We start from the raw sequence: 17,539 nt of genomic DNA, 5'->3' as shown, positions 1-17,539 counted from the left end.
GTCTGATTCTGAGCTTCTGTCTGGGTCTTACCTGTGCAATAAATTGAGGCTAATGGGGACAATAAAATCCGCATCTAATCCAAAATGAAGCCTAGCAAGCCCATCCTTGTGAAGAGCCCTCCCGGAACGCACGGCTATCGTCACAGCCCTTTCCTTTTCCTAATCATGTTGGCAATTATCGTGCTGGTGTTTTGTTACCTGGTCATCCGGCCCACTCCACATGACTCGGCCGCACCAAAGAGCATGCCAAGCCCAAGCCGGCAGCAATAGTCAGCGTCGTAGAATTGATTGAGTAGATGAAGTAGGGGAATGGTGCACCCGGAAGGATTCGAACCTCCGACCCTTTGGTTCGTAGCCAAATGCTCTATCCAACTGAGCTACGGATGCACATTGCGAAGAAGCAACTCCCTAAGTCTATTGGATTTTTGAGGTTTGATCAAGCGTCGCACGCAACTTGGCGCCACCGAGAATCAACTGAGACTCTCCCTCAAGTTACAGGCTCTCACCACGCAACGCGCACCCCGAAGAGTGTGATCAACATCGACGCCTGATCTGGGCTGATCATCAAGCCATCCATGCTGGCCGGTGTACCCCGAAGGCCGTCGAGACGGCAGTCACGCACATCGGCGGCGTTCAACTTCGCCTGGCTAACATCAGCTTGACTGAGGTTGCAGTCGCGAAAGATCGTACCGGAGAGGTCAGCCCCATAAAAGTCGGCATCGGTTAGATTACAGTTCTCAAAGACGCACAGTTGCAGACGCGCCATCCGCAGCACTGCAAAGTCCAGCTTGCAATCTCGAAACAGCACACTGGTGAGTTGAGCCTCGCTGAACGTCGCTCCGGTCAGTCGCGCCGACACGATCTCAACACGCTCAAGTGAACCGCTCGTCAGGTCGATATTCGCAAGGTCAGCATCTTCAATCTGTACATCGCCTAGTCGCAGCTTGCATGCGGCAGGGTCGGGGAGCGCCACATCGCGCAGAACGCATCGCTCCATCTCCACGGATTGGCTACGCGCACTCTGAAGGGCTGGCAAGCGAATACCCGTTGCTTTGGCATCGCAAACGTAGCCGGTCAGAAGTTGTTCCACGAAATTATCAGCGAGCAACTCAGCATCGATACGAGGTGCGGTGCGAACCTTCAATTTTGTCGCCATAGTTCGGTCCAGTAGTCCCAGACTATAAGGCATCTCCGTCGTGGAAGCCGTTAAAGAATCTCCCGGCTAGTGCCTCACACTGTCGAGTATGAGTTGGTGAAGCCACGCAGAAACGCCACGACCTTGGTCGTGGCGTTTCGCTGGAGTTGATGGCTGGTTACTTGGTAGCGCGGGCAACTTCCTTGAGACGGGCTGCCTTGCCGCGAAGACCGCGGAGATAGAAGAGCTTGGAGCGGCGAACTTCGTAGGAGCGAACCTTGGTGACGGTGTCGACCACCTTGGAGTTGTAGGGGAAGATGCGCTCGACGCCTTGGCCGAAGCTCATTTTGCGCACGGTGAAGGTGCCATGCGGACCCTTGCGGGAGGCGATGACCATGCCTTCGAATGCCTGGAGGCGCTCTTTCTCGCCTTCCTTGATTTTGACCTGAACACGGACGGTGTCGCCTGGAGCGAAATGGGGGAGATCGGTCCGCTCGAACTTGGCGGCCAGCTTCTGCATGATGGGATGTATAGACATGGCACTGCTTTCCTGTAAAGAACTCGAGTCTTTAGTTTACATGCTTTGTTCGCCTTGAGGGAAGAAGTAGTGCATTATTGCCTCGCTTAGGGTGCATGTTGACTTCTGGAAAACGGGTTCGTCAACTTGGTACAGGCGCAATTGTTGGTATGCCAACCTTCGGGTGGAGATACAAACCCATCCTTGGGGTCACGACTTGGCCTGATCGTGGCTGCTAATGTCCGGAAGAGCTAAAGACCACAAAACAAGAGATTACTTCTTCACAAGAGATTACTTCTTTCAAGGACATGCCATGATGCAGCGAATGATGAGGCAGCGGTATGCTGCGAGGATGGTGGCGCGCGCGTTCCTGCTCGCGTCGGGGGTCGTGCTTTCGGGCGCGACTGCAAGACTATTTGCCCAGGGCTGTGTGGCGGCCCATTCGCCACAGCCGCTCATTGCGGGGCTGGATCCCGGGAGCGAGCAGGGGCTCTCGAGTGGGTTGAGCGGGATGTCGATCCACGGACTTTCAGTGACCGTTGGTTATCGGACGTACAGCTCGTTCCGACACTACATCGGGACGGTATACCAGTTGCAGCGGGAGTTGAAGCATAACGAGGTGCAGAACCATGCCGACCTGTTCGATCTTTCGTTCAACTACCAGATGACACCCAGATGGAGCATCATCGGCGATGTCCCGGGGCTGGAGGCTACGCGTCATGCCCAGGGATCGAACGCGCTGAATACCTATCGTGCGGGTGGGATCGGTGACGTAACGGTTGGCGCGCAGGCCTGGGCGTTCCGGCCGCCTACAGAGGATCACGGGAATATTTCGCTGGCAGTGTCGCTTAAGTTGCCGACAGGTATCAACGATGCAAAGGGCCATACGTATGCGGCGAATGGGACGAGCACGATCCTGCCGTTTGACGAGTCGATCCAGCCCGGTGACGGGACGTGGGGTTTCTCACTGGCCACACAGGCGTTCAAGGAGACGTACTTCCACACGGTAGGGTACTTCTCAGGCTCGTGGCTCTTCAGTCCGGCAGATACGACGGGCGTGGCAACGGGGCGGAAGGCTCCCGAGAACACGATCTCAGCTACGGACCAGTACCTCTGGCGCGGCGGCCTGTCGCACGCCATTCCGGTGCCGGTGAAGCTGGCTTCGGTGGTTTTCAGCTTTGGAGGGCGGATGGAAGGCGTGCCGGTGCGTGATGCGTTTGGCAAGAGCGACGGGTTTCGGCGGCCAGGGTATGTGATCTCGATTGAACCAGGGCTGATGGTGGCTCGCGGGCGCAACATGCTGAATGTAAGCGGGCCATGGGCGATCCAGCGCAATCGGAAGACGAGTGTCGCGGACTACCTGAACCATACGCACGGTGATGCAGCGTTCTCGGACTACACGCTCATCGCTTCGTACACGCGGAGTTTCTAGGGCGGGAACACGGAAATGTGTCCAGTGCGGAGACATCCTCTAGACTTAGGCTTCCATGAGCTTTAGGGTCCGATGGGTTTTGGCGATGGTGCTGGTGGCCTGGGCGCGGTCTGCGCTCGGGCTCGACCCACGTGGGGTGCTGAGTCAATACGGGCGACAGGTGTGGGAGACGGACAACGGTTTACCGCAGAATACTGTCCGCGCGATCGTGCAGACTCCGGACGGCTATATCTGGTTGGGGACCGATGACGGTCTGGTTCGCTTCAACGGGTATGAGTTCAAGGTGTTTACGGCCGAGACGACGCCAGAGTTGAGGAGCCATGGCGGCAGTTCCGGCGGCAGCTCGATTCAAGGATTGACGGTGGATGCTGCGGGTGGTCTATGGATCGTGACGGGCGGCAAGCTTGCCTTCTATGCGCACGATCGTTTTCGGGCTGTAGGCATTATGAATGGGCTTCCGGATGCGACGGTCTGGTTCTCCCACAAAGATCGCGGCGGCCGACTGTGGGTATCGACGGCTGGCGGCCCGTGCCTGATGCAGGGAGAACATTGCGCTGCGATTGCGGCTGCTCAGGGGATGAGTGTGAGCCTGGAGAGCCGGTTTGCCGAAACTTCTGATGGCCAGGTGTGGCTGGGGGATGGCGCGCAAGCTGTTGAGCTGAACGCCTCGCTCGGGCGCATTAGGGCGGTGAAGACGGTGGGCGGCGCTGAGATTGTGGCAGAGGCGGTGGATGCGAGCGGTCGGCTGATCGTGGGCACTGCGGAGGGGTTGCAGGTTTTGCAGCGGGGATTGCTGGCACCGGTAGCGATCTCTGGAGCTGTGGGACGGACAGCGGTGACGACGTTGCTGGCAGCGTCGGATGGCAGCACGTGGGTGGGGACTTCGGCTGGGCTGGCGACGGGGAACGGGGAACGGTTTTCGGTGGTTGCGGGTAAGAACCTGGGAGCGGTCCAGACACTCTTTCAGGATCGAGAAGGGGCGATCTGGGCGGGGATGGATCGGGGGGTGGCGCGTGTCGTCGGGGACCGGGTTGAGGTGTTTCCAAAAGCGGATGCGCTGGCGGGAAGCTCGGTGCTGGCGAGCTTCGAGGATCGGGAGGGCGATCTCTGGGTGGGAACGGAGTCGGATGGGCTGACGATGCTGCACGAGCAGAAGTTCACGACGTATACGACGGCGGAAGGGCTGTCGGGGAACGTGGTGCGGTCGGTGCTGCAGGATGCGGCGGGTACGGTGTGGGTAGGGACGGATGGTGGTGGGCTGAATCGAAAGACGGCCGATGGCTTCGTCGCGCTGACAACGCGGGATGGGTTGTCGAGCAACGTGATTCTATCGCTGGCGAGCGCGCCTAACGGGGATCTATGGGTGGGAACGCCGACGGGGTTGAACCTGGTTCGCGGACGAACGGTGAAGGTGTGGACGACGGCGGATGGGTTGGCGGATGACTTTATCCGGTCGCTGCTGGTGGATAAGGCGGGGGATGTCTGGGTGGGGACGCGGCATGGGTTGACGCGGATTGCGAAGGAGGGGATGACGACGTTGACCTCGCTCGACGGGCTGGGGAGCGACTTTATCGGCGTGATGGTGCAGTCGGACGATGGTGATCTCTGGATTGGTACTTCGGGTGGGCTGACGCGGATGCGGGCTGGGAAGTTCAGAAATTTCACGATAAGAGAGGGGCTGCCGAGCAACGTGGTGACGGCAATCTTGCCGGAGGGGCATGGGAATCTGCTGCTAGGGACTGATGGGAGTGGGTTGAGTCGATGGGTGGGTGAGAGTGGAAAGGCGGTCCGGCTGGGGGAGAAGACGCTGCCTGCGACGGTGTTCGGGATATTGCGGGAAGCGGCGGGAGCGGTGTGGATTAGTTCGCGAAGCGGAATCTTTCGACTGATTGAGGCGACGGATTCCCTCGCGGTAGAGAAGGCAACGGCATACGACACTTCGGACGGGATGCGAGTGCGGGAGGGGAGTAGCGGCGGGCATCCGGCTGCGGTGCGGATGCGGGATGGGACGCTATGGTTTGCGACGTTGCGCGGGGTAAGCGTGGTGGATCCGGCGCGGCTGCACGAGAATATGGTGGCGCCCTTAGTAGCTGTTGAGACAGTGCTGGTGAACGATGTCCAGCGAACGACAGAAAGCGCTGAATTGACGCTTGAGCCGGGAAGTCAGCGGGTGGAGTTTCAGTACGCGGGGATGAGCTTCGTCGCTCCGCAGAAGGTACGTTACTCGTATCGGCTGGAGGGATTCGACCCGGCGTGGGTGGAGGCAGGGACGCACAGGGCGGCGTTCTATACGAATTTGAAGCCCGGACACTACGTGTTCCACGTGACGGCGACAAATAGCGATGGGGTGCGGAGCCCTAAGGAGGCGACGATCCGGGTGCGGGTGCGGCCGTTCTTCTGGCAGACGTGGTGGTTCTATGGCGTGCTTGTTCTGGTGGCTGCGGGGCTGGCGTACCTGATCTATGCGTGGCGGGTGCGTCGGGTGGAGGCGCTGTACAGCGGTGTGATGGAAGAGCGGAGCCGGATTGCGCGGGATATCCACGACACGCTGGCGCAGGGGATTGTGAGTATCTCGCTGCAGTTGGAGGTGGTGACGCGGCTGCTGGGGACGGCTCCCGAGGCGGCGAGGACGCAACTGGATGAGACGCGGCTGCTGGTGCGGCAGAGCCTGGCGGATGCAAGGAGTTCAATCTGGGATCTGCGGTCGGAAGGGGCGGAGGAACTGCCGGTGCGGTTGGGGCGGGCTCTGAAGACGCTAACCGGGCCGACGGGGATTGCGGGGCGGCTGCATGTGACAGGGAGCTATCGGGCGCTGGGGACGGCGGTTGAGGATGAGGTGCTCCGGATTGCGCAGGAGGCAGTGACGAATGCGGTGCGTCATGCAGCGTGTGGTGCGGTGGAGGTAACGCTGACGTACGAGATGAAGGCGTTTCGGCTGCTGGTGGTGGATGATGGGCGGGGGTTCGATGCAGGGTTAGAGGGACCGGCGGGACACTTTGGGCTGCGTGGGATGCGGGAGCGGGCGGTGAAGATTGGCGGCAAGCTCTCAGTTGCAAGTGCGGTAGGGCAGGGGACGCGAATTGAGGTGACGCTGCGGATCAATTAGGTGCTTGTGTTCTGCGTCATGGGCACAGGTCTCCACCTTTCGGTTGAGGAGTTTTGCACGCTTGTATAACGGTAGTGATCGGATGGGTACGAATGAGTGAAGCAATTCGGATATTGATCGTTGAGGATCATGCGGTGGTGCGCCAGGGCCTTGTTGCGTTACTGAACACTGTGCCGGAGTTTTCAGTGGTCGCGCAGGCGGCGGACGGAGAGCTTGGGCTGACGCTGTTTCGGGAGCATCAGCCGGATGTGACGCTGATGGATCTGCGGCTGCCGAAGCAGAATGGCGTCGAGACGATTGGGAAGATTCGTGCGGAGTTTCCAGAAGCGCGGATCATTGTGCTGACCACCTTCGATGGCGACGAGGACATCTATCGCGCGCTTCAGGCGGGCGCGAAGGGCTACCTGTTGAAGGGAATGGATGGCGATGTGCTGATGGAGGCGATCCGAGCCGTACATGCAGGAAAGTCACGCGTGCCTGCGACGGTGGCCGAGCGGCTGGCGGGCCGGCTTAGCGGTCCTGTGCTGACGGAGCGCGAGACGGATGTGCTGAAGCAGATCGTGCTAGGTCGGAGCAACAAAGAGATTGGTATGGCGCTGTTTATCTCGGAGGCTACAGTGAAGACGCATATCAATAACCTGCTCGGGAAGCTGGGGGTTTCGGATCGGACGCAGGCGGCGACCACAGCGCTGCAGAGAGGCATCGTGCATCTTGATTAAGAGACTGCTGCTCTTGTTTGTGATGGTGCCGCTGGCTGGCATGGCGCAGGGGTGGCGGGTGGCTACACCGGCGGAGCTGCATGGGCTGATTCCGGCGCGAGCTCCTGTGCAGGCAGAGCGGATCGAGACGGAGTTCCGAACAGCCTCGGGTGTGACAGACGGTAAGGGGCGGTTTATCGCCGGGGTGGTGCTGATTACGGCGGGCTATTCGGCTGAAGGAAAGTATTCGAACTTCTTAATCGCGCAGGCTCCGGTGCGGGTGGGGACGCTGTCGCTGCCGGCCGGGCAGTACGTTTTTGGGTGGACGCGGAGTGAGGATGCGTTGTCGGTAAAGTTCTACGAAGCGGCTACGGGTAAGCCGCTGGGGGATGTAGAGGCGAAGCACGATATGACGATCAAGCGTGTGGAGTCATTCCGAATCTGGCCGCCGGGAGATCGGTCGGTAGTCCAGCTTGGACGGTTCACCTTTGCATACTCGTTGCTGCCCTAGCGAGTCCATCGGAAGTTGGAGGAATAACCATCCCTTCGGGTCATGTATAGCGGGTAGAAGCGCTCTATTCTCAATCTTGTGAACGCAATCCTCTCCCCAGAGGTGCCCTTGTGGCACCTCTTCTTTTTTAATCACGTTTGCTGCATACGGTAGAATTCGTGGCTGACGGAGGTGGTGATGGCACAGGCCAATGGAAACTTTGAAGTAAAGATGGTGCCGCAGGGTGAGGCTACGGCGATCCCTGGCCGGATGACGCTCGATAAGCAGTTCTACGGGGATCTCGAAGCGACCAGCAAGGGTGAAATGCTTGCGGCGATGAGCGGCGTAAAAGGATCAGCCGGGTACGTCGCAATGGAGCAGGTAACCGGGGCGCTGGCGGGGCGGCCTGGAAGCTTTGTGCTGCAGCATAGCGGAACCATGACGCGTGGAGTGCCTACGCTGAGCGTAACGGTGGTCCCTGACTCTGGCACGGGTGAGCTGGTGGGGCTGACCGGGCAGATGACGATCGACATTGCGGACGGCAAGCATCTCTACGGCTTTGAGTACGAGATCATTCAGGCATAGAGATTTCGGCGGCTCGACGAAGCTTGTCGAGATAGCGAAGGTCTTCCGCACTTAAGGATGCGTTGGCCAGAAGATCGGGGCGGTTTCGCAGCGTTTTGCAAAGCGCCATCTGACGACGCCACTTGCGGACGGCCTCGTGGCTGCCGCCAGTAAGGACTTCGGGAACGGGTGTTCCGCGGAAGTCCGCCGGGCGGGTGTAATGGGGGTAGTCGAGCAGACCACCTGCAGCATTGGTTGAGGGTGGAGGTTCTCCAGGAGCGACAACGGATGGAACTGCGGCTGCGCCGAAGCTCTCGAAGCGGGCAGAGTCCGGATTGCCAAGTGCTCCCGGCAGCAAGCGGACGATGCTGTCGATGATGACTGCGGCTCCGAGTTCTCCACCCGAGAGTACGTAATCACCTATAGAGAGTTCGCGGTCGCAAAGCTGCTCGTTGACCCGCTCGTCGACGCCTTCGTAGCGACCACACACAAAGACGACACGTTCGGCTTCTACCAACTCGTGCGCGATGGCCTGGGTAAAGGGACGGCCCTGTGCCGAGAGCAGGATGACGGTCTCTTTCGACGGATCGCGAAGAGACTTCGGGATGAGATTGAGTGACTCGCAGGCTTCGAAGATAGGTCCGGGCTTGAGGACCATACCTTCGCCTCCACCGAAGGGTCGGTCGTCTACGGTCTTATGGCGATCGTGAGTGAAGGCACGAAGGTCGTGGGTGTGGACCTCTGCAGCACCATTGGTAAGCGCTCGCGAGAGTATCCCATGAGTCAGGAATCCTTCAAAGAAATTGGGGAAGATCGTAATGATGTCAAAGCGCATCCAATTGCCTATCTACTCTCATTCTGCACGGTATTAGGCCTAGTTTAGCTGGAGCGAGCAAGCCATGACCTGCTCTTTGTTTGGTGCGCCCGGCTTCCGCGTCAGCCCGGGTCTTACGCCGTACAACGGGGATCGCGGAACGGCCGTGGCGACGGTGGCAGGAGGTGAGTCGATCAGTGTCGGCGACGGCAACTATGTAAGCGATCCGAGAGACTCGATTCGTGCATACGCTGCCGTCACCCTCGGCAACAAGATTGCGCCACGGTTGACGGTGGGCTGGGGTAACATGCTCCCGCGCGCTGGGGAACACCCCAGTTTTCCCTTGGAAGTGGGCTTCATGTACGTAGGGAGACCAAAACTGCAGTTGACGTTATCCGGAAGCGCTTGCGATATGACGGGGCATGCGGGCCAATCAGCACGGATCCGTCGACGCAGATAAATCTGCTCAAGGAGGAGAGCGAGGTGAACAAGGATCTTGCACCGCTTCGCTTCTATCCGATCCTGTCGACCGGGGTGAGATACAGGTTCTGAGTGGCTCAGCCGTTAATCTCTAACAAACCTTCGGGGAGCTTCATCTGAATCCGCTTGCCGGGTACGTCAATGGCCTGAACCCACTCCTTCGCGAACGGAATGAGCAGTTCGTCACCATTAGGCGAGCGAACGACCAGCAGTGGTGCCGCCTCTGAGAGACGGCTGCCGGTGGAACTGGTAGGGAAGTGAACATCTTCGACAATTCCGACCGTGCGTTCGCCATCGACCACGGTGCAATCGAGCAGGTCGGCGATGTACTCCGTATCGTCTTCCAGTTCAATCCGCTCTTCAACAGGAACAACTAGATCGAAGCCAGAGAGGCGTTCGGCGTCGTTGATGGAATCGATGCCCTGCAACTTGAGAACGACACGACCGGCATTCTTGCCGACGGGCAGCCAATGCTGTTCAACGGTCGCAGCCTCAAGGGAGCCATCTCCCTTGCGGAGCGAGACAGACTGGCGCTCCGCAAACCGCTCAGGGAAATCTGTGAGGAGTTCAGCAAGGAGTTCTCCCTTGCGACCTTGAGGCCGCAGAAGATGGGCGAGGATGGTCCAGTCCTCCCGGCCTTCAGCGTGCTGAGCTGCCATAGTGTTTAGTGAGCGGCGGTGTTGCTGTTATCGATGATGTCGAGGGAATAGCGGTGGTGAACCTTCATGCTGGCCGCGCTCAGGATAGTACGGAGCGAGCGAGCCGTACGGCCCTGTTTTCCAATGATCTTGCCGACATCGCTTTGCGCTACCTGGAGCCGCAGAACAGTTGAGTCCTGATCCGGGATTGCTTCAACGACGACATTGTCGGGGCTATCGACGAGCGCCTTGGCAATTCCGGCGATCAGGTCGATGATTTCTGCGGCATTGCTGCCTTGCGCTGTTGCTTCTGTCATCACACACCTCTGGGAAAGTCCACCAGCTACGCTCTGGCAAGCCGTTGCCTCATCTAAGTGAGGTCTCCGGGCAAACCATTAAGAGTGCAGCTATGGCGACGGGATGGTCTGGAGATCAGCTTCCAAACCTGCACGTTCGAACGTTGTGCGAAACGACGTCCGTTTCGATGAGTTTACGTGAGCAGAAGGTGAATGCAATATGACAATTGGTGCAAGGGGAGATCTTTGGGAACTGTTTTGACAGTTCCCAAAGATCATGGTGCCTTCGTTACGCAGCCGCAGCTTCTACGGGAGCTACAGCGGAGCCCTGGGTGAGAAGTTTGCCAACACGCTCGGAGAGCTGGGCTCCCTTGCCGGTCCAATAGTCGATGCGATCGCGCTTGAGATCGACAGTGGCGGGATTGGTCCGGGGGTTGTAGGTTCCAACAACCTCAATGGAACGGCCATTGCGGGCGCGATCTTTTTCAATAACGATTACACGATAGTGGGGCTGCTTACGCGCGCCAACGCGCGACAAACGGATCATCAACACAGGAAAGACCTTTCAAAAACGATTTGTTTGGGCTCTGCAATGGTACGACGCAGGCTCGCTGCCGGTTGCAGGCCTGGCTACGATGTACCTGACCCAACACCTAAGTATGGCTGAGAACGCCGGATTTCGCAATGAAAACATGACGAGTGAAGGGTAACGATCCTTTCTGCGTGTCACACGCTTCCGCTAACTCTGGTCAGCGAGAAGAGTAGAAAAGAGAATTTTCTTAAATCGTTCCGTCGGCAAGGAACTACGCTGCGCTTTAGCCATAAGGATTGCCCCTTCCATAGAGCCATGAATAAAGCCAGCCAGATCATCACAATTGATAGAGACCGCCAGTTCCCCTTCTGCCACCGCAGCTCGCAGGCAATAGGCGATGCGCTGCTGCTGCTCAAGGAATATCTCAGCGAGCCTCTGCTGGATGACATCGATCTCAGAGTTGGTTTCGGCACCAAAATTACCCAGAAGGCAGCCATTCCACTCTTCATTCTGGTTGAGGGAATCGACGCTGGTCTCTGCCCATGTTCGAAGGCGCTGGAGCGGCGGCAGGGCGTCGTTGAGGAGCGTCTCTTCCATCAGGCGCTGAATCACAGCATAGAAGACGTTCAAAATCTCAAGCCCGAAGGCCTCTTTGTTCGCAAAATGATTGGTGAAGGAGCCCTGCGGCACACCCGCGGCCTGGATAATGTCGCGAACGCTCGATGCTGAATAGCCGCGCTGATGGACGACGCGGAGGCCTTCTGTAAGAATCTTCGCTTTATGGGTCGGCTTGCGCATGAGGTACTCACTTCATCCGAAGTTTACAGTGATCGCAACACGGTACGGCGGGGGCGACCCAGGCTTTAGGCTCAGGTCGCCTTGCTCGCTTAGCCGCGCAGGAACGTGTTGGTGTGCTCTACGAACAGCTCTGGATACTGAAAAAGCGAGCCGTGGGCCGAGTCGGGGTAGATGATCATCTGGGCATTAGGCAGGTGCTGCTCCAGGTAGAGCGAGTTGATGGTGTAGAAGATGATGTCGGACTTTCCACCAACGACCAGCACGGGCATCTTGATGTTTTCAAGGTAGGCGAAGCGTTCCCCGACGGGCTTACCCCACTCCTGCAGTGCGGCAAACTGGGCCGGCTGCACCTTGTCGTCGATCGGAATATCGCGACCTTCAACCCGCGCATCCCGGCGCTTGAGAAAGGCGCGTCCGGCCGCCTGACTTTCAGGCGAGGCGGTAAAGAAGCCGTCGATCCAGAAGTCATCCATGTTGCCATACTTGTTTGTGAAGATCTTCTGCGACTCCGACGTGAGAGGAATGCCGTCGCCATTGCGCGGTCCGCTGCCGACGATGACGAGCTTGCGAACAAGGTTAGGCCGCTCAAGCGCAATATTCTGCGCGATCATGGAGCCAATCGAGAAGCCGAGTACGTCGACCTGCTTCAGGCCGAGGGCGTCGATGAATACGCCTGCATTCTTCGCCATTGCGGCAAAGGTGTTCGGAACCTCGCCGCTGGAACTGGCGACGCCAGCGTTATCGAAGAGGATGACCTCTCGGTTCTGGGCAAGGCCGTCGGTTACGGAGGGGTCCCAGCTATCCATGTTGCCGAGAATATGAGGATTGAAGATCAGGGGAACGCCTTCCTTACTGCCAAAGCGACGGTACGCGAAACGAATACCGTTGGCTTCCACGAATTGCGTTGGTGCGGTGCGGTGCGTGTAGTTGGTCATGACAGAACTCCTCGGGACGTGCTGGTGAAGGAACTTGAACTATAAGGCTGGGCGTTCGCGTGAGCGCTAAACCAAGGTGCGCTGGACAACCACGGCGTTAGCGGCTTCTCAGAAGGAACGATGATGCATGGGTAACCTCTCCAAAACCTAATTACACATCAAAGCAAAAGAATAATATGTACACCCGTATTGATTCGTAGCAAGGCAGGAAGATGCAACTTTATCTTGTGAAGACTCGCAGTCGGGTTGCCAATACGATTCTGTGTGGCGACCGGGTTATCGATTAGGATCTAGTTGGAAGAGGAGTTTTCTAATATGAGCACTTTACGAGAATTATCCTGGCTCGATCGCTGGTGGCCATTGTTGTTGATTGTTTTTGGAGTGATCTTTGCGCTAATTTTAGCGGACTTCAAACCAGCCTCGTAAGTAGATCTGGTAATGCCGTACCTTTACTTTTCGGATAGCTGAGTTCAATCGGCCTGCTCGACGAGCACCTGCTGCAGGTACGTACATTTCTCAACATCAAGCCGAGAAGATGTCTCCACTTGCCCATAGAAGGACGTGGCGACCGTCGCTCTGCTGTGCGTTCCGGTCCGCGTTACTGCATCCTTATAAGTCGATCAATCTCTTGCGCCACCGCGTCACATAGCTGCCGTTGAGCAGGATCACTGGCCAAAGGCAGCTGGATCCCAACTACAACTACCTGCTTTAGCATCTGCGGTCTGCGGATTTCACTCAACTCCGAACATCGCGTAGCTTGAGGTCAATCCAGACGCGGCTACCCGTCACGAATAACATCTTGCCATAGAACGAACGGTCGCCGCATTCCCCGCGGCATTTAGAGCGCCAGCTTCTGCGCTTATTGGGCAGGAACCTTAGTGATCCCACGTTGCTTTTTAAATCTTCTTTCATAAAGTGGAGCCTGTTCCGTAACTTAAACCGACTTTGAAATGGCAGTAGGTGAGCCTTAGAGCCTCAGCATCAGATTCAAGGCAGCCATGGGATTGCAATGGCGGTGTTGGGTGATCTCGTTACTCAGCAGCTTGTGTGTCAAAACGCTCGTGTCACGGTAAACTTGGCCGGTCAAATCAATTGGAGTGCCAAGTCAATGGACATTCGCTGGACGAGGTTGCCGATGCGTTTTGATCGAGTGCTGCTGCGGGCTGACCTGGCGGAGATTGGTGAGTTCGAATGGTGCATGCACTTTAATTCCAGGGACTTCGAAGGCGAGTGGAGCGGCGTTGCGCTGCGCTCGCGAAGTGCCCGGGTCGACGATATTCTACCGGCGGGGAGAGCGAAAGACTTTGTCGATACACCGCTGATGGCGCGCTGCCCGAACCTGCGGGCGGTGGTCGAAGCATTCTCGCTACCATTGAAGTCGGTTCGGCTTTTAAGGTTGCATGCGGGCTCACAGGTGAAGGAGCATCGGGATAGTGACCTCGGCCTGGCGGAGGGGGAGGTGCGAATCCATGTGCCGATCGTGACGAATGAGCGGGTCGAGTTTATCGTGGGTGGACGGCAGTTGCGGCTCTGCGAGGGCGATGCTTGGTACATCGATTTTTCGCAGCCGCATCGGATCGACAACATGGGTACGGAGCATCGCGTGCATTTGATCCTTGATGGGGAGCTAGACGCATGGGCGAGGAAGATGCTCGAAGACGCTTCGCGTGAGATCGTTACGGAGAGTTTTGAACCTGAAGGTCTGGCGGAGTTCCGACGCTTTCAACGAGTGGTCTTTGACGACGTGAACCTGAGAAATTTCTTGGTGACGTTTAGAGACTCGACACAGTTGTTGGACGCTGCGGTTGCAGCTGGACGTGAGCGCGGCTTCGATTTTAGGCGAGCGGACGCCGAGTCGATTCTCACGCGCAATCGGCAGGAGTGGATGATGCGGTCGGCGACACTTTGATTACGGCAGGCTGGATTCCGATGCAGTTTGCATGGGGAGAGAAGGGCGCGGAGGTGCGCTGGACGCGGCTCGGCGAGAGACGTCTGCTCGATCCATTTTTCGAGCAGACCATGCAGCGGGAGATGGTGCATCCGTTTCATCACCTTTTTCGGCTGGAGAGCAGCGCCGATCAGATGACGGAGTGGATGGACAGTAAACCGACCGTGCCACTCGCCGGGATTATTTTTCATATGTCGCGCTGCGGTTCCACGCTGATTGCGCAGATGCTCGCGGCCAGCGAAGATCATATCGTAGCTGCGGAACCGGCTCCGCTCGACGGTGTGCTACGAGCGCATTTGCACGACACCACGCTGCCGCGGGCAAAGCAGTTGTGCTGGCTGCGCGGTATGGTGGCTGCTCTGGGACAGAAGCGGGCGGGCGGCGAGCAGAAGTTTTTTCTCAAACTAGATTGCTGGCATGTGCACCAGATTGATCTGCTGCGAGAAGCGTTTCCGGAAGTGCCCTTTCTGTTTCTCTATCGGGAGCCGGTAGAAGTGATGGTGTCGCATGCAAAGATGCCGGCAGCATGGACGGTGCCCGGTATGCTGAATCCGCTTGCCCTCATGCTGCAGCGTAATGACTGGGACCCGCAACAACTGGAGGTCTACTGCGCACGGGCCTTGGCGAAGATCTGTGAAGGCGGCTTGGTGGCGGCGCAGCGATACGGAGCAAAGCTGGTGAACTATGAAGAGCTTCCGCTGGCGATGTTCGGTCGCTTGTTTCGTCAACTGAATTTGGGTTTGGAGCAGATACCAGCGATGCTCGAGAAGTCTCAACGTAACGCGAAGAGCCCGCAGGAGCCCTTCGCTGCAGATGCGAAGACGAAGCGAGATGAGGCTACAGAACGGGTGCGAACGGTAACGGAAGAGTATCTGCGACCCGTCTTTCGACTGCTGGAGTTGGAGAGAGGGCGGCAGTTGGAAGCTGAAGCGGCAGCACAACAAGTCTGAGTGCGTCGAGGACCTTGAGGCAGCTTTGAGTGATAGTCTCGCGGCTGGTGCAGCAGTGAATGTCAGGATGAAGCGGTGGCTCGTACACGTCACCGATGCCGGTGAAACGCTGGATTGTGCCGGCGCGGGCGGCACGGTAAAGACCTTTCGGGTCGCGGGCCTCGCAGATAGTGAGTGGGGCATCAACAAACGCTTCGAGGAAGGGTACGGGGGAAGCGCTTCGATGATGCTCGCGGAGCCCACGGTAGGGAGCGATGGCGGCGACCAGGACAATCACTCCCTGTAATGCGTGGAAGGAAGCAAGAGCGGCCAGCCGACACATATTTTCTTCACGGTCGGTGCGGGTGAACCCGAGATCAGAAGATATGGTGGCGCGGATCTCGTCGCCATCGAGCAAGACGTTTTTCAGACGGTGGCTGCTTAGAGTCTGAGCGATGCAGCGACAAAGCGTGGTCTTGCCCGCGCCGCTAAGGCCTGTGAACCAGATGATGACGCCGGGATGAAGCGTGCCTGATTCAGCGCTGGTCATGTTCAGTCTCGCCCGAAGATAATTCCGCGAAGGCGAAGGTCCTAGTTGCGCGATGGAAAGATGCCCGTAAGACAAATGCAATAGTTCATCGCGACGTACGGCATCATGTTGTTGTGAGGCTGATTGCCGCCGGCAGTGGCGACGGCGGCTGCATTCATGGTGGTTCCGTCGGTAGTCGTGGAGTAGATAGTCTTGCCCCTTGCTCCGGCACCGAGGAAGGTATTGGCAGCAGGAGTTGGGGTAGTGGCAGCAGCACCTGCGGGAAGCGTATGCGAGTGGCCAGGAAGGCTGGTGGTCAGCAGGGTGACTCCAGTCGATCCACTTTGCTGGCCGAGACTGTACGGGGAGAGCCCCGGACCCTGGCCGGAGCTGACCGGAATATTGCCTTGCAGATTGGGCAGAGCGAAGGTAGTTCGACCGTCGCCGCCGTAGGTGGTTCCGAGGAGCGAAAAGAGGGCAGTGTTCTGGGCGATTGCTATGAGTTGTCCGCGGCAGAACGCCCAATTGCGTGGTGCAAAGTTGAAACCGAAGATGCGGACTTCCCCGATAAAAGGTTCGGACATGAGCAAAACTCCTGCGGACGACGAATTAGTTGCGCGACGGGAAGATGCCCTGAAGGGCGATACAGAAATTGATCACCAGAAGCGGGGACTGGTTGGAGTGTGGCTGGCCGCCGCTGTTAGGGCTGGACTGCATAAAGACCCCGTCCGAGACCGATGGATTGAAAGGCTTCGCCGCCGTATCCGAGGTTGGATACGCGTTGACAGCCGAAGCGATGGACGCTCCCGAGTTGGTGGCTGCTGCCGTGTGGGTGTGTGTAGGGATCTCATTGGAGATGAGCGTGTGACTTACCTCGCCGCCGACCTGGCCCTGCGCGTAGTTGGCCGCGACTGCGGTCCCAAAGCCAAGACTGGCGCAGCCCTGTAGATTTGGCAGGGCAAAGGTCGTGGTGCCATTGCCCCCGTACGTGGTGCCAAGGAGAGAGAAGAGTGCCTGATTTTGCGAGATCGGCAGTAGCTGGCCGTTGCACAGGGCGAAGCCTTTGGGGGCGAAGGCAAAACCGAAGGTGGAGATTTGACCGAGGAACGGTGTGCTCATGTGAATTCCTGACTCCTGATGAGGTTTGCCACGACCAACCGATGGCTCGATTAGTTACGGCTGGGAAACACACCTTCGAGACTGATGGCGTAGTTCAAGCAAAGGTAGGGTTGAAGATTGGAATGTGGCTGTGGCGAGACCGGACCAGGCAGCAACACGGCAGCCGTGGCGCCACTGCTGGAGGTGCTGTAATAGGAGGAAGAGGCACCTGCGAAGAAACCTCCGGATGGTGATGGACTTGTTCCAGCAGCGGGCTGCGTACTAAGGCCGTGGGTGTGCGTGGCTACCTGCGCGGCAGTCAGAGTGACACTCTCCTGGCCCGTCAGCAGGCCGGCTGTATAGGAAGCTCCGCTAGTGGAGGTGCCAAAATGAACTGGGGTGCGTCCGCGCAGGTCGGGAAGTCCGAAGGTGGTCTGGCCATCGCCGCCGTAGGTCGTGCCAATCAGGACAAAGAGCGTCTCGTATTGCGCTATCGACAGAAGCTGGCCCTGGCAGAGTATCCAGCCGCGGGGAGCAAAGTTGAAGCCAACCAGGCGAATTTCACCGATGTAGGAGAGTGCCATGCCCATTGCTCCTCTG

General features: G+C 58.1%; 20 protein-coding genes and 1 tRNA gene. 8 read left to right on the top strand and 13 right to left on the bottom strand.

Annotated features, from left to right (window positions below):
• Positions 1-310 precede the first annotated feature (310 nt).
• The 3 genes from OHL20_RS20930 to rplS all read right to left on the bottom strand — a co-directional run bounded on the left by OHL20_RS20930 (position 311) and on the right by rplS (position 1,673).
• A tRNA-Arg gene (locus tag OHL20_RS20930) sits at positions 311-387 on the bottom strand.
• 115 nt (positions 388-502) lie between these two features.
• The gene (locus tag OHL20_RS20925) at positions 503-1,156 is read right to left on the bottom strand and encodes a pentapeptide repeat-containing protein (protein WP_263385246.1); all 654 of its coding nucleotides are present in this window, start codon (positions 1,154-1,156) and stop codon (positions 503-505) included.
• Between the two features lie 157 nt (positions 1,157-1,313).
• Positions 1,314-1,673, bottom strand: a complete 360-nt coding sequence (gene rplS / locus OHL20_RS20920; RefSeq protein ID WP_396272666.1) for a 50S ribosomal protein L19 — start codon at positions 1,671-1,673, stop codon at positions 1,314-1,316.
• Positions 1,674-1,965: 292 nt separating this feature from the next.
• On the opposite strand from rplS, the gene OHL20_RS20915 reads away from it, so the two are divergent.
• The 5 genes from OHL20_RS20915 to OHL20_RS20895 all read left to right on the top strand — a co-directional run bounded on the left by OHL20_RS20915 (position 1,966) and on the right by OHL20_RS20895 (position 7,963).
• Positions 1,966-3,084 carry a hypothetical protein gene (locus OHL20_RS20915; protein ID WP_263385245.1) on the top strand — a complete coding sequence of 373 codons (1,119 nt, stop codon included), beginning with the start codon at positions 1,966-1,968 and terminating at the stop codon, positions 3,082-3,084.
• 55 nt (positions 3,085-3,139) lie between these two features.
• Positions 3,140-6,190, top strand: a complete 3,051-nt coding sequence (locus OHL20_RS20910; protein ID WP_263385244.1) for a sensor histidine kinase — start codon at positions 3,140-3,142, stop codon at positions 6,188-6,190.
• Positions 6,191-6,282: 92 nt separating this feature from the next.
• The gene (locus tag OHL20_RS20905; RefSeq protein WP_263385243.1) at positions 6,283-6,909 is read left to right on the top strand and encodes a response regulator; all 627 of its coding nucleotides are present in this window, start codon (positions 6,283-6,285) and stop codon (positions 6,907-6,909) included.
• Complete coding sequence (locus OHL20_RS20900; protein WP_263385242.1) at positions 6,902-7,399, top strand: hypothetical protein; 498 nt, start codon at positions 6,902-6,904, stop codon at positions 7,397-7,399. The genes OHL20_RS20905 and OHL20_RS20900 overlap by 8 nt, the downstream gene beginning before the upstream one ends.
• A 177-nt stretch (positions 7,400-7,576) precedes the next feature.
• Positions 7,577-7,963, top strand: a complete 387-nt coding sequence (locus OHL20_RS20895) for a DUF3224 domain-containing protein (protein ID WP_263385241.1) — start codon at positions 7,577-7,579, stop codon at positions 7,961-7,963.
• Here OHL20_RS20895 and trmD read toward each other — a convergent pair.
• Positions 7,950-8,777: a tRNA (guanosine(37)-N1)-methyltransferase TrmD gene (gene trmD / locus OHL20_RS20890; RefSeq protein ID WP_263385240.1), complete on the bottom strand. Its 828-nt coding sequence runs from the start codon at positions 8,775-8,777 to the stop codon at positions 7,950-7,952. The genes OHL20_RS20895 and trmD overlap by 14 nt on opposite strands.
• Before the next feature lie 64 nt (positions 8,778-8,841).
• Between trmD and OHL20_RS20885 the strand changes: the two genes are divergently transcribed.
• On the top strand, positions 8,842-9,216 hold the full coding sequence (locus OHL20_RS20885; RefSeq protein WP_263385239.1) for a hypothetical protein: 375 nt from the start codon (positions 8,842-8,844) through the stop codon (positions 9,214-9,216).
• Between the two features lie 97 nt (positions 9,217-9,313).
• Here the strand turns inward: OHL20_RS20885 and rimM are convergent, their stop codons facing one another.
• The 5 genes from rimM to OHL20_RS20860 form a co-directional block, all read right to left on the bottom strand.
• Positions 9,314-9,895: a ribosome maturation factor RimM gene (gene rimM / locus OHL20_RS20880; RefSeq protein ID WP_263385238.1), complete on the bottom strand. Its 582-nt coding sequence runs from the start codon at positions 9,893-9,895 to the stop codon at positions 9,314-9,316.
• A gap of 5 nt (positions 9,896-9,900) precedes the next feature.
• Positions 9,901-10,191: a KH domain-containing protein gene (locus tag OHL20_RS20875; protein WP_263385237.1), complete on the bottom strand. Its 291-nt coding sequence runs from the start codon at positions 10,189-10,191 to the stop codon at positions 9,901-9,903.
• 268 nt (positions 10,192-10,459) lie between these two features.
• Complete coding sequence (gene rpsP, locus OHL20_RS20870) at positions 10,460-10,717, bottom strand: 30S ribosomal protein S16 (protein ID WP_263385236.1); 258 nt, start codon at positions 10,715-10,717, stop codon at positions 10,460-10,462.
• A gap of 192 nt (positions 10,718-10,909) precedes the next feature.
• On the bottom strand, positions 10,910-11,500 hold the full coding sequence (locus OHL20_RS20865; protein WP_263385235.1) for a TetR/AcrR family transcriptional regulator: 591 nt from the start codon (positions 11,498-11,500) through the stop codon (positions 10,910-10,912).
• A gap of 89 nt (positions 11,501-11,589) precedes the next feature.
• Positions 11,590-12,435: an alpha/beta fold hydrolase gene (locus OHL20_RS20860; RefSeq protein WP_263385234.1), complete on the bottom strand. Its 846-nt coding sequence runs from the start codon at positions 12,433-12,435 to the stop codon at positions 11,590-11,592.
• 1,135 nt (positions 12,436-13,570) lie between these two features.
• Between OHL20_RS20860 and OHL20_RS20855 the strand changes: the two genes are divergently transcribed.
• Both OHL20_RS20855 and OHL20_RS20850 read left to right on the top strand, forming a co-directional pair.
• The gene (locus tag OHL20_RS20855; protein WP_263385233.1) at positions 13,571-14,344 is read left to right on the top strand and encodes an aspartyl/asparaginyl beta-hydroxylase domain-containing protein; all 774 of its coding nucleotides are present in this window, start codon (positions 13,571-13,573) and stop codon (positions 14,342-14,344) included.
• A complete protein-coding gene (locus OHL20_RS20850; RefSeq protein ID WP_263385232.1) occupies positions 14,317-15,333 on the top strand; it encodes a sulfotransferase in 1,017 nt (338 codons plus the stop codon). Before OHL20_RS20855 ends, OHL20_RS20850 begins: the two co-directional genes overlap by 28 nt.
• On the opposite strand, the gene cysC is transcribed toward OHL20_RS20850, so the two are convergent.
• Genes cysC through OHL20_RS20830 form a run of 4 tightly spaced genes read right to left on the bottom strand, consistent with a single transcriptional unit; the run spans position 15,221 to position 17,523 of the window.
• Positions 15,221-15,862 carry an adenylyl-sulfate kinase gene (gene cysC / locus OHL20_RS20845; protein ID WP_263385231.1) on the bottom strand — a complete coding sequence of 214 codons (642 nt, stop codon included), beginning with the start codon at positions 15,860-15,862 and terminating at the stop codon, positions 15,221-15,223. The two genes, OHL20_RS20850 and cysC, sit on opposite strands and share 113 nt — an antisense overlap.
• A gap of 41 nt (positions 15,863-15,903) precedes the next feature.
• Positions 15,904-16,425, bottom strand: coding sequence for a phage tail protein (locus OHL20_RS20840; RefSeq protein WP_263385230.1), 522 nt, complete (start codon positions 16,423-16,425; stop codon positions 15,904-15,906).
• Positions 16,426-16,450: 25 nt separating this feature from the next.
• The gene (locus tag OHL20_RS20835; protein WP_263385229.1) at positions 16,451-16,960 is read right to left on the bottom strand and encodes a phage tail protein; all 510 of its coding nucleotides are present in this window, start codon (positions 16,958-16,960) and stop codon (positions 16,451-16,453) included.
• Between the two features lie 50 nt (positions 16,961-17,010).
• Positions 17,011-17,523 carry a phage tail protein gene (locus OHL20_RS20830; RefSeq protein ID WP_263385228.1) on the bottom strand — a complete coding sequence of 171 codons (513 nt, stop codon included), beginning with the start codon at positions 17,521-17,523 and terminating at the stop codon, positions 17,011-17,013.
• Positions 17,524-17,539: the final 16 nt, after the last annotated feature.

It is taken from the genome of Granulicella arctica (genome assembly GCF_025685605.1).
Classification (GTDB): domain Bacteria; phylum Acidobacteriota; class Terriglobia; order Terriglobales; family Acidobacteriaceae; genus Edaphobacter; species Edaphobacter arcticus.
Note: the sequence above shows the minus strand (reverse complement) of the source record. Positions and strands in the feature narration are given on the sequence as shown.

What these genes read in the sequence shown, in the direction of transcription:
- OHL20_RS20910 (WP_263385244.1), top strand. Translation starts at nt 3,140, where the DNA reads ATGAGCTTTAGGGTCCGATGGGTTTTGGCGATGGTGCTGGTGGCCTGG.
- OHL20_RS20855 (WP_263385233.1), top strand. Translation starts at nt 13,571, where the DNA reads ATGCGTTTTGATCGAGTGCTGCTGCGGGCTGACCTGGCGGAGATTGGT.
- OHL20_RS20915 (WP_263385245.1), top strand. Translation starts at nt 1,966, where the DNA reads ATGATGCAGCGAATGATGAGGCAGCGGTATGCTGCGAGGATGGTGGCG.
- rpsP (WP_263385236.1), bottom strand. Translation starts at nt 10,717, where the DNA reads ATGATCCGTTTGTCGCGCGTTGGCGCGCGTAAGCAGCCCCACTATCGT.
- OHL20_RS20895 (WP_263385241.1), top strand. Translation starts at nt 7,577, where the DNA reads ATGGCACAGGCCAATGGAAACTTTGAAGTAAAGATGGTGCCGCAGGGT.
- OHL20_RS20835 (WP_263385229.1), bottom strand. Translation starts at nt 16,960, where the DNA reads ATGAGCACACCGTTCCTCGGTCAAATCTCCACCTTCGGTTTTGCCTTC.
- OHL20_RS20865 (WP_263385235.1), bottom strand. Translation starts at nt 11,500, where the DNA reads ATGCGCAAGCCGACCCATAAAGCGAAGATTCTTACAGAAGGCCTCCGC.
- rimM (WP_263385238.1), bottom strand. Translation starts at nt 9,895, where the DNA reads ATGGCAGCTCAGCACGCTGAAGGCCGGGAGGACTGGACCATCCTCGCC.
- OHL20_RS20885 (WP_263385239.1), top strand. Translation starts at nt 8,842, where the DNA reads ATGACCTGCTCTTTGTTTGGTGCGCCCGGCTTCCGCGTCAGCCCGGGT.
- trmD (WP_263385240.1), bottom strand. Translation starts at nt 8,777, where the DNA reads ATGCGCTTTGACATCATTACGATCTTCCCCAATTTCTTTGAAGGATTC.
- OHL20_RS20905 (WP_263385243.1), top strand. Translation starts at nt 6,283, where the DNA reads ATGAGTGAAGCAATTCGGATATTGATCGTTGAGGATCATGCGGTGGTG.
- OHL20_RS20925 (WP_263385246.1), bottom strand. Translation starts at nt 1,156, where the DNA reads ATGGCGACAAAATTGAAGGTTCGCACCGCACCTCGTATCGATGCTGAG.
- OHL20_RS20830 (WP_263385228.1), bottom strand. Translation starts at nt 17,523, where the DNA reads ATGGCACTCTCCTACATCGGTGAAATTCGCCTGGTTGGCTTCAACTTT.
- OHL20_RS20875 (WP_263385237.1), bottom strand. Translation starts at nt 10,191, where the DNA reads ATGACAGAAGCAACAGCGCAAGGCAGCAATGCCGCAGAAATCATCGAC.
- rplS (WP_396272666.1), bottom strand. Translation starts at nt 1,673, where the DNA reads ATGTCTATACATCCCATCATGCAGAAGCTGGCCGCCAAGTTCGAGCGG.
- OHL20_RS20860 (WP_263385234.1), bottom strand. Translation starts at nt 12,435, where the DNA reads ATGACCAACTACACGCACCGCACCGCACCAACGCAATTCGTGGAAGCC.
- OHL20_RS20840 (WP_263385230.1), bottom strand. Translation starts at nt 16,425, where the DNA reads ATGTCCGAACCTTTTATCGGGGAAGTCCGCATCTTCGGTTTCAACTTT.
- cysC (WP_263385231.1), bottom strand. Translation starts at nt 15,862, where the DNA reads ATGACCAGCGCTGAATCAGGCACGCTTCATCCCGGCGTCATCATCTGG.